This is a genomic window from Aquincola sp. J276 (assembly GCF_024700035.1).
GTDB lineage: Bacteria > Pseudomonadota > Gammaproteobacteria > Burkholderiales > Burkholderiaceae_C > Aquincola > Aquincola tertiaricarbonis.
Genome location: NZ_JAJONC010000001.1, coordinates 2,439,184 through 2,452,522, shown reverse-complemented (window position 1 = coordinate 2,452,522; position 13,339 = coordinate 2,439,184). Strand labels below are relative to the sequence as shown.

Annotated in this window: 13 protein-coding genes; 6 read left to right on the top strand and 7 right to left on the bottom strand. The window is 68.5% G+C overall.

Going from position 1 to position 13,339, the window contains the following annotated elements:
• The first annotated feature begins 163 nt into the window (after window positions 1–163).
• On the top strand, window positions 164–2,035 hold the full coding sequence (gene htpG, locus LRS14_RS11245; protein WP_046112780.1) for a molecular chaperone HtpG: 1,872 nt from the start codon (window positions 164–166) through the stop codon (window positions 2,033–2,035).
• A gap of 86 nt (window positions 2,036–2,121) precedes the next feature.
• On the opposite strand, the gene LRS14_RS11240 is transcribed toward htpG, so the two are convergent.
• The 3 genes from LRS14_RS11240 to LRS14_RS11230 all read right to left on the bottom strand — a co-directional run bounded on the left by LRS14_RS11240 (window position 2,122) and on the right by LRS14_RS11230 (window position 4,560).
• Window positions 2,122–3,132 carry a serine/threonine protein kinase gene (locus tag LRS14_RS11240; protein WP_257799584.1) on the bottom strand — a complete coding sequence of 337 codons (1,011 nt, stop codon included), beginning with the start codon at window positions 3,130–3,132 and terminating at the stop codon, window positions 2,122–2,124.
• A 76-nt stretch (window positions 3,133–3,208) separates the two neighbouring features.
• Window positions 3,209–3,793, bottom strand: a complete 585-nt coding sequence (locus LRS14_RS11235) for a DUF2726 domain-containing protein (RefSeq protein WP_257799583.1) — start codon at window positions 3,791–3,793, stop codon at window positions 3,209–3,211.
• Window positions 3,794–3,879: 86 nt separating this feature from the next.
• Window positions 3,880–4,560 (bottom strand): GNAT family N-acetyltransferase, encoded by a 681-nt coding sequence (locus LRS14_RS11230; RefSeq protein WP_257799582.1) that lies wholly within the window; start codon window positions 4,558–4,560, stop codon window positions 3,880–3,882.
• 295 nt (window positions 4,561–4,855) lie between these two features.
• Here LRS14_RS11230 and rplM point away from each other — a divergent pair, with 295 nt between their 5' ends.
• The 3 genes from rplM to erpA all read left to right on the top strand — a co-directional run bounded on the left by rplM (window position 4,856) and on the right by erpA (window position 6,230).
• A complete protein-coding gene (rplM, locus tag LRS14_RS11225) occupies window positions 4,856–5,284 on the top strand; it encodes a 50S ribosomal protein L13 (protein ID WP_257799581.1) in 429 nt (142 codons plus the stop codon).
• 9 nt (window positions 5,285–5,293) lie between these two features.
• A complete protein-coding gene (gene rpsI, locus LRS14_RS11220; RefSeq protein ID WP_257799580.1) occupies window positions 5,294–5,686 on the top strand; it encodes a 30S ribosomal protein S9 in 393 nt (130 codons plus the stop codon).
• A 166-nt stretch (window positions 5,687–5,852) separates the two neighbouring features.
• Window positions 5,853–6,230, top strand: coding sequence for an iron-sulfur cluster insertion protein ErpA (gene erpA / locus LRS14_RS11215; RefSeq protein WP_046112775.1), 378 nt, complete (start codon window positions 5,853–5,855; stop codon window positions 6,228–6,230).
• Window positions 6,231–6,257: 27 nt separating this feature from the next.
• Here erpA and LRS14_RS11210 read toward each other — a convergent pair whose 3' ends face one another.
• The gene (locus LRS14_RS11210; protein WP_257799579.1) at window positions 6,258–7,388 is read right to left on the bottom strand and encodes an anhydro-N-acetylmuramic acid kinase; all 1,131 of its coding nucleotides are present in this window, start codon (window positions 7,386–7,388) and stop codon (window positions 6,258–6,260) included.
• A 16-nt stretch (window positions 7,389–7,404) separates the two neighbouring features.
• The gene (locus LRS14_RS11205; protein WP_257799578.1) at window positions 7,405–8,646 is read right to left on the bottom strand and encodes a M23 family metallopeptidase; all 1,242 of its coding nucleotides are present in this window, start codon (window positions 8,644–8,646) and stop codon (window positions 7,405–7,407) included.
• A gap of 351 nt (window positions 8,647–8,997) precedes the next feature.
• On the opposite strand from LRS14_RS11205, the gene tyrS reads away from it, so the two are divergent.
• Window positions 8,998–10,227 carry a tyrosine--tRNA ligase gene (tyrS, locus tag LRS14_RS11200; RefSeq protein ID WP_257799577.1) on the top strand — a complete coding sequence of 410 codons (1,230 nt, stop codon included), beginning with the start codon at window positions 8,998–9,000 and terminating at the stop codon, window positions 10,225–10,227.
• A gap of 7 nt (window positions 10,228–10,234) precedes the next feature.
• Window positions 10,235–10,678: a D-aminoacyl-tRNA deacylase gene (gene dtd / locus LRS14_RS11195; protein ID WP_257799576.1), complete on the top strand. Its 444-nt coding sequence runs from the start codon at window positions 10,235–10,237 to the stop codon at window positions 10,676–10,678.
• Window positions 10,679–10,696: 18 nt separating this feature from the next.
• Here dtd and LRS14_RS11190 read toward each other — a convergent pair whose 3' ends face one another.
• Window positions 10,697–11,620 carry an MBL fold metallo-hydrolase gene (locus tag LRS14_RS11190; RefSeq protein WP_257799575.1) on the bottom strand — a complete coding sequence of 308 codons (924 nt, stop codon included), beginning with the start codon at window positions 11,618–11,620 and terminating at the stop codon, window positions 10,697–10,699.
• Window positions 11,621–11,633: 13 nt separating this feature from the next.
• The gene (locus LRS14_RS11185) at window positions 11,634–13,322 is read right to left on the bottom strand and encodes a long-chain-fatty-acid--CoA ligase (RefSeq protein WP_257800455.1); all 1,689 of its coding nucleotides are present in this window, start codon (window positions 13,320–13,322) and stop codon (window positions 11,634–11,636) included.
• Window positions 13,323–13,339: the final 17 nt, after the last annotated feature.

Here is a 13,339-nt window from a genome sequence, read left to right as displayed (position 1 = left end):
GAGGGTCGCGGAACGGCTAGCGAGCAAACCGGGAGGTCAGGCACGGTATCGGCGGCGCCGCTGCGTCACTTGAGCGCAGCGCGGCGCCCCCGTTGAAACCCGGCGCGCTGACCCAAAATCGCGATCACCTGTTCCACCCCTTGTCGGCAACACTCGAACGATCATGGAAAAACAAACACTTGCCTTCCAGGCCGAAGTCCAGCAGATCCTGCATCTGGTGACCCACTCGCTGTACTCGAACAAGGAAATCTTCCTGCGCGAGCTGGTCTCCAACGCATCGGACGCCTGCGACAAGCTGCGCTTCGAGGCGCTGGACAACAACGCGCTGTACGAGGACGCGCCCAACCTCGAGGTGCGCGTGTGGTTCGACGCCGAGGCCAAGACCCTCACCATCCGCGACAACGGCATCGGCATGAGCGCCGACGAGGCCGTGGCCCACCTGGGCACCATCGCCAAGAGCGGTACGCGCGAGTTCATGAGCAAGCTGCAGGGCGACCAGAAGAAGGACGCCAACCTGATCGGCCAGTTCGGCGTGGGCTTCTATTCCGGCTTCATCGTGGCCGACCGCATCACCGTGGAAAGCCGCCGCGCCGGCCTGCCCGCCGACCAGGGCGTGCGCTGGAGCAGCGACGGCTCCGGCCAGTTCGAGGTGGAGACGATCAACCGCCCTGAGCGCGGCACCGACGTCATCCTGCACCTGCGCGACGAGGAGAGCGAATTCCTCAGCACCTGGCGCCTGAAGTCGATCATCGGCAAGTACTCCGACCACATCTCGCTGCCCATCCTGATGAAGAAGGAGGAGTGGGACGCCGAGGAGAAGAAGCAGGTCGTCAAGGACGAATGGGAGACGGTCAACAAGGCCGCCGCGCTGTGGGCCCGCAGCAAGAGCGACGTGACCGACGCCGAGTACCAGGAGTTCTACAAGCAGATCAGCTACGACACCGAAGCGCCGCTGGCCTACACGCACAACCGCGTGGAAGGCCGCAGCGAGTACACCCAGCTGCTGTACGTGCCGGCCAAGGCGCCGTTCGACCTGTGGAACCGCGACAAGCGCGGCGGCGTGAAGCTGTACGTCAAGCGCGTCTTCATCATGGACGATGCCGAGGCGCTGATGCCGGTGTACCTGCGCTTCGTCAAGGGCGTGATCGACTCGGCCGACCTGCCGCTGAACGTCAGCCGCGAGCTGCTGCAGGAAAGCCGCGACGTGAAGGCCATCCGCGAAGGCAGCACCAAGCGCGTGCTGAGCATGCTGGAGGACGTGGCCGAGAACCAGAAGGACAAGTACGCCTCGTTCTGGAACGAGTTCGGCGCGGTGCTGAAGGAAGGCGTGGGCGAGGACCATGCCAACCAGGAGCGCCTGGTCAAGCTGCTGCGCTTCGCCTCCACGCAGGCCGACGAGGGCGTGTCCTTCGCCGACTACATCGGCCGCATGAAGGAAGGCCAGGAGTCCATCTACTACATCACCGCCGACAGTCTGGCCGGCGCCAAGAGCAGCCCGCAGCTCGAGATCTTCCGCAAGAAGGGCATCGAGGTGCTGCTGCTGACCGACCGCGTCGACGAGTGGATGCTCTCGCACCTGTACGAGGTGGAAGGCAAGCCGCTGCAGAGCGTGGCCAAGGGCGCGGTCGACCTGGGCAAGCTGCAGGACGACGAGGAGAAGAAGCAGGCCGAGGAAGCCGCCGAGGCCTTCAAGCCGGTGCTGGAAAAGCTCAAGACCGCGCTGAAGGACCGCGCGAAGGACGTGCGTTCCACCAGCCGCCTGGTCGATTCGCCGGCCTGCATCGTGGTGGAGGAAGGCGACATGAGCGCCCACCTGGCCCGCATGCTGAAGCAGGCCGGCCAGCAGGCGCCCAAGACCCAGCCCATCCTGGAAGTGAACCCGTCGCATGCGCTGGTCAAGCGGCTGGAGGCGGACGAGTCCCATTTCGACGACCTGGCCAACCTGCTGTTCGACCAGGCCTGGCTGGCCGAGGGCGGCCAGCTGGAAAGCCCGGCCGACCATGTGCAGCGCGTGACGCGGCTGCTGACGGCCTGATGGCGCGGGCCACTCCCCGTTCCGCCGGGCCGCCCCAAGGAACGGGGCTCCCCTCGGGGGGCGCGAGCGAAGCGAGCTCGGGGGCGCTATTCCCCCATGGCCTCGATCTGCTCGCGCAGCTGCTGCGTCTGCTGCTGCCAGTAGGCCGCGGTGCCGAACCACGGGAAGGCCGCCGGGAAGGCGGGGTCTTCCCAGCGCTCTGCGATCCAGGCGCTGTGGTGGATCATGCGCAGCGTGCGCAGCGGCTCGATCAACGTGAGCTCGCGGCGGTCGAAGCGCATGAAGCTTTCGTAGCCTTCCAGCAGCGACTCCAACTGCATCGACATCGTCGGCCGGTCGCCCGACAGCAGCATCCACAGGTCCTGCACCGCAGGCCCGTTGCAGGCGTCGTCCAGGTCGACCACGTGCGGGCCTTCGTCGCGCCACAGGATGTTGCCGGGGTGGCAGTCGCCATGCAGCCGCAGCTGGCGCGCGCCAGGCAGGCGGTCGAAGGCCTGCTGCGCCAGCGCGAGGGCCTGCTCGCTGGCGGCGGCCCACAGCACGTCCTGCGGCTCGGGCACGAAGCGCCCGTCCAGCAGCCGCTGGCGCGCGGCGGTGCCGAAGGTGGCCACGTCCATCGTGCGGCGATGCTGGAACGGCGCGGTGGCGCCCACCGCATGCAGCCGGCCCAGGAAGCGGCCCAGCCACTCCATCACCAGCGGGTCTTCGAGCTCGGGCGCGCGCCCGGCGCTGCGGTCGCTCACCGCAAAGCGGTGTGGCGCGGCTGCAGTGCCCAGCGTGGCCAGCGTCGGCGGGTCGCCAGCCAGCGCCACCGGCACCGGCGTGTCGGGCGCAGGCTGCAGCACACGCGGCGCGATCACCGGCACCTCGGCCTGCGCCAGTTCCAGCGCGAAGGCGTGCTCCTCCAGGATCTGCGCGTCGGTCCAGCGGCCGGGACGGTAGAACTTGGCGACCACCACGTCGCCGTCCTCCAGGAAGACCTGGAACACGCGGTTCTCGTACGAGTTGAGCTGCAGCAGGCGGCCGTCGCCGCGCAGGCCGACGGCGTCCAGCGCCTCCAGCACCGCGCCGGGGTCGAGTTCGGAGTAACCGGGCATGTTCAGCGTCCTGTGGTGCCGTTGCGGGAAGGCGGCCCGTTCTGGTCGGGGGGCGGATTGGAGCGCCGGTAGCCGGTCAAGAAGGAGTCGATGAAACCGTTGGACTCGGGCCAGCCGCTGCTGCGCTGTTCCGGCCACGGGTGGGCGTGGAAGGGGCCGGGGCCGCGGCGCCAGCGGGCGGCACCAGCGAACGCAGCTCGGGAATCGTCGGCAGCGCATCGGCCTTGCAGCGCAGGTAGCGCACCTCGCAGGCCGCCAGCACCGATTGCTTGATGCGCTGCCCGCGTCGCGAGCGCAGGCTGGGCGATTCGATGTCGATGGCCGCCAGCACGCGGCCGCTGCCGGTGCAGATGGCGAACGAGACGTTCAGCGCACCGATCAGCTCATACCAGTAGCGGATGCGGCCGGGGTCGTGCGGATGGCAGAAGCGCACCAGCGGCAGCTTGGACAGCACCACATGCTGCGGCAAGGCTTCCCGCAGCTGGCGGTACACCTGCCGCTCCTCGGCGCTGAACACCGGGCGCGGCGCCAGCGGCCATTCGTCGGGCAGCATCGGCCGGCGGGCCGTCAGGCGCCTGCGCCGCCACGCGACCACGGCGATCAGCACGGTGCCCAACAGCAGGATGGCGCCAGCGACAAACCACGGTGACGACTGCAGCATCGGTCAAACGGCAGAGGTGCGGTGCCCCACGGCAGCACGGAAATGCGGAGCGGGCATGTTAAGGCCCGCGGCCGCGCCGGCGCCCATCACTCGCTGGCGCCGCGGCCGGTCACGCCGAAGTACGACTTCACCGACGAGATGCCCTCGAGCAGGGCGTTCACCTGGCGTGCATGCACCTTCAGCCGGTAGTCGATCTCGGCAGCCTGGTCGCCCAGCAACTGCTCCACGTTGGACACCAGGTCCTCCGGCGGCAGCTTCAGCCGCGCTTCCGCTTCGGAGCCCGAGCGCTCCACCACCGCGCCTGCGTTGCTCGCGATCTTCAGCATGGCGGTGTTCTCGCTCAGCGCATGGATCACCAGCGTGGTGATGCCACGGTTACGGGCATGCAGCACCGCATGCTCGAAGAGGCGCGCCCCAAAGCCGCGGCCGCGGGCGCTGCCCACCACCGACACGCCAAACTCCGCCGCCGGCGGCTGGCCCGGCACCGGGCTCAGGTAGGCCAGGTGCGCCAGCGCCACCAGTTCCAGCCGGCGGTTGAACACCCCGAACACTTCGTCGTGCACGAAGTCGATGCCGTCCACGTAGCGGCCCACCTGGCTGTCCGACGCGGCATAGCCGAAGCGCAGGTAGCGGTCGGCTGGATCCAGGCTGAGCAGATGCGACAGGATGCGCGGGCGGTGCCGCTGCGCCAGGGAACGCACCGGCAGCCAGCGGTAGCTCGCCGCCTTGCCGGGAGCGGCGGTGGGAGTGGCGGTGCGAGTGTTCATGGAGGCTCCGTGGCGCGGTATCGCGTCAGTATTTACCCTAGTATTGTAGGCGGTCGCGGGACGCGGCGTTGCTGGGTGAGTCACTCAGCGCCCCGGAACCGTGGCACTGCCTTGTCAAAACCGCATATACTCGCGGGCTTCCCTCCGACGGACGGGACGTTTGCTTGCGCGCCGTGCCTGCCACGGCAGTGACTGAGAGGCCACCTCGTGAGAGTGGCACCGAAGAAGCCGACACGCAAACGAAAGTCCGTTTCCGGGTGTGCCATGCCGGCGCGCCCACATTGAAAGACCTCTCATGAAGACCTTCAGCGCCAAGCCGGCCGAAGTGAAGCACGAGTGGCTTGTGCTCGACGCCACCGACAAGGTGCTCGGACGTGTTGCCAGCGAAGTGGCACTCCGTTTGCGCGGCAAGCACAAGGCCATCTACACGCCTCACGTCGACACCGGTGATTTCATCATCGTCATCAACGCCGACAAGCTCCGTGTCACCGGCAACAAGGCCAACGACAAGGTGTACTACCGGCACTCGGGCTTCCCGGGCGGCATCTACGCGACCAAGTTCAAGGACATGCAGGCCAAGCACCCCGGCCGTGCCCTGGAAAAGGCCGTGAAGGGCATGCTCCCGAAGGGTCCGCTCGGCTACGCGATGGTGAAGAAGCTGAAGGTCTATGCCGGTGACACCCACCCGCACACCGCTCAGCAGCCCAAGACGCTGGAAATCTAAGGAGCTGAGATGATCGGCAATTGGAACTACGGAACGGGCCGTCGCAAGTCGTCTGTCGCACGTGTCTTCATAAAGAAGGGCACGGGCCAGATCACGGTGAACGGCAAGCCGGTGGAGGAGTACTTCGGCCGCCAGACCTCGATCATGATCGTCAAGCAGCCGTTGTTCCTGACGAACAACGTCGAGGCTTTCGACATCAAGGTCAACGTGCAGGGCGGCGGCGAAAGCGGCCAGGCCGGTGCGGTGCGCCACGGCGTCACCCGCGCGCTGATCGACTACGACGCGGCGCTGAAGCCCGAGCTGAGCAACGCCGGCTTCGTGACGCGTGATGCGCGTGAAGTCGAGCGTAAGAAGGTCGGCCTGCACGGCGCCCGCCGTCGCAAGCAGTTCAGCAAGCGCTGATCGCGCCTGCTGCGCATCGAAAGCCGCCTCCGGGCGGCTTTTTTCGCCCCGTACCGTGGCCATTCCGCCCGCACAAGCCCGAATTTGCGTGGGGTCAGGCCCCAGCGCCGATAATCCGGCTTGAACGCAAGCGGTTTGACCGCATGTCCTCTTGGAAGGAGCTCCCATGAACGCTGTAGCCGAACCGATTGCCACGCCCGTCGCCGATGAAATGCCGGCACCGATCATCTTCACCGACAGTGCCGCCGGCAAGGTGAAGGAGCTGGTCGACGAGGAGGGCAACCCTGAGCTGAAGCTGCGCGTGTTTGTGCAGGGCGGCGGCTGCTCGGGCTTCCAGTACGGTTTCACCTTCGACGAGATCGTGAACGAAGACGACACGCAGATGAGCAAGAACGGCGTGACGCTGCTGATCGACGCGATGAGCCTGCAATACCTGATGGGCGCCGAGATCGACTACAAGGACGACCTGCAGGGCGCCCAGTTCGTTATCAAGAATCCGAACGCCACCACCACCTGCGGCTGCGGCTCCAGCTTCTCGGCCTGATCGGCGCGGCCAGCGCCCGGCGCCTTCTCAGGCGCCCGGGTGCCAGGCGCCCAGCACACGCGGCCCCAGCGCCCCGGTGACCTCCTTGCGGTTGCCGGGGCGTTGCTCCTTGAAGGCCTGCGCCAGCCAGGCGAAGGCGGCCGCTTCCACATGCATCACGTCGATGCCGGCCTCGTCGGTGGCGGCTACGCCCACGCCGGGCAGCAGGTCGGCCAGCCGGCCCATCAGGTGCCAGTTGTAGGCGCCGCCGCCGCACACCCACAGCTGCCGGGTATCCGGCGCATGCCGCGCCAGGTCCGCGGCGATGGGGCGCACCGTCAGTTCCGCCAGCGTGGCCTGGATGTCCTCGGGCCGGTGGCCGGCGGGCACCTCGCGGACCAGCCATCCGGGGTCGAACAGGTCACGGCCGGTGCTCTTGGGTGGAGTGCGGCTGAAGAAGGGCTCGGCGAGCCACTGGGCCAGCAGATCTTCCAGTACGCGTCCGGTGGCGGCCCAGGCGCCCTCGGCGTCGTAGGGCTGGCCGGTGTGGCGCTCGCACCAGGCGTCCATCAGCGCATTGGCCGGGCCGCAGTCGAAGCCGGTGATGCTGCCGCTGGCGCCCAGCAGCGTCAGGTTGGCGATGCCACCGAGGTTGAGCACGGCCGTGGCCTGACCGCTGCGCGCGAACAAGGCGGCATGGAAGGCCGGCACCAGCGGCGCGCCCTGGCCGCCGGCCGCCACGTCACGGGAGCGGAAGTCGCACACCACGTCGATGCCGCAGCGCTCGGCCAGCAGGGCGCCGTTGAGCAACTGCAGCGTGTAGCCGCTGCCATCGAATTCACCGGGGCGGTGGCGCACCGTCTGCCCATGGGCGCCGATGGCCTGCACCGGCGCGTCGCCGGCATGCGGCAGCAGTGCCTCCACCCGCTGCGCATAGGCCTCGGCCAATGCGTTGGCGGCCAGCGCCGCGCGGTGCAGCTCGTTGTCGCCGGGCTGGTTGAGTGCCAGCAGCTCCTGCCGCAGGGCGGCACTGAAGGGCGCATGCACGTGGTGCAGCACCTGCAGGGCGCGGCCGCCGCCCTCGACATGGACGAGCACGCCGTCCACGCCGTCCAGCGAGGTGCCGGACATCAGGCCGATGTACAGGCCTGGCGCGCAGGCGTTGACGGGCCGCGGCATGCGGGCGGCCGGCGGCTCAGTCGCCGTCGCCGTGGTTGCCTGCGATGGTCTGGGCCAGCGCCAGCTGCGCCTTGTAGTTCAGCGCGCGGGCGGTGAAGTCGGCCCGCTGGGCGGACGACACAGTCACCGCTTCGGCGTTCTTGGCGATCTTCAGCGGGTCCTGCTGCTGGCCATCCACCTTGAACTCGAAGTGCAGGTGCGGGCCGGTGGCCCAGCCCGTCGCGCCCACGGCGCCGATGGTCTCGCCCTGGCTCACGCGGTCGCCCTTGCGCACGCCGATGCGCGACAGGTGGGCGTACAGCGTGCTGCGGTCGTTGCTATGGCGCACTTCGATCACGTTGCCGTAGCCGTTCTGCACGCCGGCGAAGGTGACGACACCATCGGCCACGGTGCGCACGGCGGTGCCGGTGGGCGCGCCGTAGTCCACGCCGCGGTGGGCGCGCCAGGTCTGCATGATGGGATGGAAGCGCATCGCGAAACCGGAGGTGACGCGCGAGAACTCCATCGGGCTGGCCAGGAAGGTGCGGCGCTTGCTCTGGCCATCGAAGCCGAAGTAGGCGCCGCGGCCGGAGGCGTCGCGGTACCACAGCGACTGGTACGCCTTGCCGCCATTGACGAACTCGGCGGCCAGCACTCGGCCGGTGCCCTGGTTCCAGGTGATCGGCTCGCCGTCGGCGGTGAGCGCTTCGTAGACGATGCTGAAGGTGTCGCCCTTGCGCAGTTCGCGGTGGAAGTCGATGTCGGCGGCGAACATCTCCGCCATCTGGGCAGCGATCGCGTCGGGGATCTGCGCTTCGTCGCTGGCGGCGAAGAACGAGCTCTGGATCGTGCCGCTGGCCAGCCGCACCTGCGATTGCAGCGGCGCCACGGCCACGCTGCTGCGCAGGCCGCTGCCGTCACGCTGGATGCTCAGGCGGGTGAAGTGGCTGGCGGTGTTGTCCGTGGTTTCGGCCGGATAACGGGCCACCAGGCTCACCAGCTGGCCATCGGCGTCGGCCACCACCTGCACCATCTTGCCCGGCCGGCCTTCCAGCAGGCGGCGGGCCACCGGGTCGCGGCGCAGGAAGCCGGCCGCGGACGCATCGCTCACGCCCAGGCGCTTGAGCAGGCTGTCGGCGGTGTCGCTGCCGCGCGTGAGGTCGCTGCGGCTGAGCTCCAGGCCTTGCGCGGCGAGGGCTTCCAGCTGGCTGTCCAGCGGCTCGTGCAGCACCTGTTCGCTGACGATGCGCTGCGGCAGGTCCGACGCATCGGGCGCCATCGGGGCGATGCCGAATGCGGTAGCCGAGACCCCGGCCAGGAAAGTGACGACGGCGGCAGTGATGCCGCGGGGATGTCGTCTTGTGAAATTTTCAACGGCGGTACCGACACGCGCCAGCGTTCCCAATTGTTCCAATTTGAGTTGGCGGGACGACGGGCCCCGAGATTCGTGTAGCGCCGGCACGATCAGCCGGGCCACGGGGTCGGAAAAAAGCGTCCGAAGGGCCTCGCTAGAATTGAAGCGAGATCAAGAGTCGGACGCCGTCGATAGGGACGTGTTCTCGTTGTCCTACAAGTATATCGGCCCACCCCCCGTTCGAGTAGGCCGGACCACCGGATTTACAAGCCCTCCATGTCAAGAAATGTGAATGACGCCGTGACTTCCGACCGCGTTCTGGAGGCGCTCGCCGTCAGCAAGCGCGGCTGCGACGAATTGCTGCCCGAGGCCGAGTGGCTGAAGAAGTTGCAACGGTCGGAGGCCACCGGCACGCCGCTGCGCATCAAGCTGGGGCTGGACCCCACGGCGCCGGACATCCACATCGGCCACACCGTGGTGCTGAACAAGATGCGCCAGCTGCAGGACCTGGGGCATCAGGTGATCTTCCTGATCGGCGACTTCACCTCGATGATCGGCGACCCCTCTGGCCGCAACGCCACCCGGCCGCCGCTGACCAAGGAGCAAATCGAGTCGAACGCGCAGACCTACTACCAGCAGGCCAGCCTGGTGCTGGACCCGGCGCGAACCGAGATCCGCTACAACTCCGAGTGGAGCGACGCGCTGGGCGCGCGCGGCATGATCCAGCTGGCCGCACGCTACACGGTGGCCCGCATGATGGAGCGCGACGACTTCCAGAAGCGGTACAGCGCCAACACGCCGATCAGCGTGCACGAGTTCCTGTACCCGCTGATGCAGGGCTACGACTCGGTGGCGCTGAAGAGCGACCTCGAGCTGGGTGGCACCGACCAGAAGTTCAACCTGCTGGTGGGCCGCCATCTGCAGCAGGAATACGGCCAGGAGCCGCAGTGCGTGCTCACCATGCCCTTGCTGGAAGGCCTCGACGGGGTCGAGAAGATGAGCAAGAGCAAGAACAACTACATCGGCATCACCGAGCCGGCGAACAGCATGTTCGCCAAGCTGCTGTCGATCAGCGACACGCTGATGTGGAAGTACTTCACCCTGCTGAGCTTCCGCTCCGAGGCCGAGATCGCGAAGCTGAAGGCCGAGGTGGAAGGCGGGCGCAACCCGAAGGACGCCAAGGTGCTGCTGGCCAAGGAGATCACCACGCGCTTCCACAGTGCGGCGGCGGCCGAGGCGGCGGAGCAGGACTTCCAGAACCGCGCCCGTGGCGGCGTGCCGGACGAGATTCCGGAGGTGTCGCTGTCCGGCGGGCCGCTGGGCATCGGCGCGCTGCTCAAGCAGGCCGGCCTGGTGCCTTCCACCAGCGAAGCCCTGCGCATGGTGGAGCAGGGCGGCGTGCGCATCGACGGCACGGTGCTGTCCGACAAGGGCCTGCGGGTGGAGCCCGGCATCTACGTGCTGCAGGTGGGCAAGCGCAAGTTCGCCCGCGTGACGCTGGGCTGACGCGCCGGTGCTGTCCGTCATCCAGCGGGTGGCCGAAGCCTCCGTCACGGTCGATGGCCGGGTGGTCGGGCAGATTGGGCCCGGGCTGCTGGTGCTGGTGTGCGCCGAGCCGGCCGACACGCCCTCTGTGGCCGACAAGCTGGTGGCCAAGCTGCTGAAGCTGCGCATCTTCAGCGACGAGGCCGGCAAGATGAACCGCAGCGTGCAGGACATTGGCGGCGGATTGCTGATCGTCTCGCAGTTCACGCTGGCGGCCGACACCCGCGGCGGCAACCGCCCGAGCTTCACCAACGCGGCGCCGCCGGCGCTGGGTCGCCAGCTCTATGAGGCGGTGCTGGCCAGCGCCCGGGCGCAGCATGCGCTGGTGCAGGCGGGCGAGTTCGGCGCCGACATGCAGGTGCGGCTGCTGAACGATGGCCCCGTCACCATCCCGCTGAACATCAGCGGCTGAAGGCGCCGGCAGGGCCGGCTACGGCAGGCGCACGTCGGCACCGTCGGCCACCAGCGTGCGGTCGTGCAGCAGGCGGTCGAGGTTGTCGGCCGCGAAGTCGTCGGGCGAGGTGTCTTCCGGCAGCCGGCGCGCCAGCTCGGCCAGCAGCGGCGTGACCGTCATCCAGTGCAACAAGTCGGCCCGCGGCCGGCGGCGGTGCTCCAGCAGGTTGAACATCACCAGCGCCCGCAGTGCATAGCGCAGGTGCGCCAGCGGCTGCCCGGCGAACAGCGCCAGGCGCTCGCGGCTCCCGGCCAGCGCATCGGCCACGTCAGTGAACGGCGCGCCGTGACCGGGGATGACGATGCGCGGCGCCAGCTGCTCGATGCGGTCCAGCGCCTGGCGCGCCGCGCCGATGCCGTCCTCGCCCACCAGTTCGGGAAAGACGATGGCCACCCGCCGCTCCCACAGCGCATCGCCGGAGATGAGCACCCGCTGCGTGGGCTCGAACAGCATCACCGCGTCCGGGTCGTGGCCGGGCGCGGCATGCACCTGCCAGTCCGCGCCGCCCAGGCGCAGCCGCTGGCCGTCGGCCAGGCCGTGGTGCGCGGTGAAGCGGGCGCAGCGCTGGTCGATGGCGTCGAAGCTCAGCGCGCCGCCGGTGTCCCACTGGTTGACGGCCTGCAGCAGCGGCTCGGGCACCCAGCAGGCTTCGGCCCCGCCGGCCAGCAGCGCCGCGTTGCCGCCGCAGTGGTCGGCATGCAGGTGGGTGTTGATGATTCGCGCCGGCCCGCCGGGCAACAGCGTGTCGACGAGCGCCAGCGTCTGGTCGGCATGGCTGACGTAGCCGGTATCGACCACCGCCGACGGCGAACCGGGCCGCGCCTCGAACACGACGTTGTTGGCCGACAGCCAGCCGCGCTCCAGCACCTGCAGCCCGAGTGCGGCGAACGCCGCCGGCACCGGCGCCGCCTGCTCAGGCCGCACGTCGCAGTTCGCGGCGCAGGATCTTGCCGACGTTGGTCTTGGGCAGTTCGTCGCGGAACTCGATGTACTTCGGCCGCTTGTAGCCGGTGAAGTTGTCACGGCAGTAGCGCATGAGGTCTTCCTCGTCCACCGCCACGCCGTCCTTGCGCACCACGAACAGCTTCACCGCCTCGCCGGACTTGTCGTCCGGCACGCCCACTGCGGCGCATTCGAGCACCGCGTTGTGCAGGCCCACCACCTGCTCGATCTCGGTGGGGTACACGTTGAAACCGCTGACCAGGATCATGTCCTTCTTGCGGTCGACGATGCGCACCTCGCCGTTGGCGTCCATCACGCCGATGTCGCCGGAGCGGAAGAAGTCGTCGGGCGTCATCACCTTGGCGGTCTCGTCGGGGCGGCGCCAGTAGCCGGGCATCACCTGCGGGCCGCGGATGCAGATCTCGCCGGCGGTGCCCAGCGGCACGTCGTTGCCGTCGTCGTCGCGGATGGCGATGTCGGTGGACGGCATCGGCAGGCCGATGCTGCCGGTGAAGCCCTGGATGTCGATGCGGTTGGCCGTGGCCACCGGCGAGGTTTCCGACAGGCCGTAGCCCTCCACGATCCAGCAGCCGGTGATGGCATGCCACTGCTGGGCCGTGGCCTGCTGCACCGCCATGCCGCCGCCGTTGCAGATCTGCAGCTCGGAGAAGTCGAGCCGGCCGAAGTCCGGGTGGTTGATCAGCGCATTGAACAGCGTGTTGACCGCCGGGAACATGTGCACCTTGTGCTTCTGCAGCGTGGCGATGAAGCCGGGGATGTCGCGCGGGTTGGGCACCAGCAGGTTGGTCATGCCCAGCCGCAGGCCCAGGAAGTTGCAGGCCGTCAGCGCATAGATGTGATACAGCGGCAGCGCGCAGACGATGGTCAGCGGCTTGTCGCCCAGGAAGGTGAGCGCCGGCGCGAACCAGGCCTCGCTCTGCAGGATGTTGGCCACCACGTTGCGGTGCAGCAGCATCGCGCCCTTGGACACGCCGGTGGTGCCGCCGGTGTACTGCAGGAAGGCGATGTCGTCGGGCTGCAGGCTGGGGCGCTTGAGCGGCAGGCGCTGGCCGGCGGCCACCGCGTCGTTGAAGCGGGTGACGGTGTGGCCTTCGTCGGCGGGCAGCCTGAACTCCGGCACCATGCGCTTGGCATGCCGCACGGCAAAGTTCACCAGCCGGCCCTTCCAGAAGCCCAGCATGTCGCCCATGGCGGCCAGCAGCACATGGCGCACCTCGGTGCGCTGGATCACTTCTTCCAGGGTGGCGGCGAAGTTCTCCAGCACCACGATGGCCTGCGCGCCGGAATCCTTGAGCTGGTGCTCCAGTTCGCGCGCGGTGTAGAGCGGATTCACGTTCACCACCACATAACCGGCGCGCAGCACTGCGGCGATGGCCACCATGTACTGCGGCAGGTTGGGCATCATCAGCGCCACCCGGGTGCCGCGCTCCAGCCCCAGGGACTGCAGCCAGCCGGCCAGCGCCTGGGAGGTCTCGTCCAGGTCGCGGTAGGTCATGCGCGCATCCATGCAGATCGATGCATCGCGCGTGGCATGGCGTCGGAAGCAGTCTTCCAGCAGATCGACCAGCGACGAGTAGCCGCTGGCATCGATCTCGGCCGGTACGCCCGGCGGATAGTGGGCCAGCCAGGGGCGGTCGATCGGAGGTACCGTGGTGG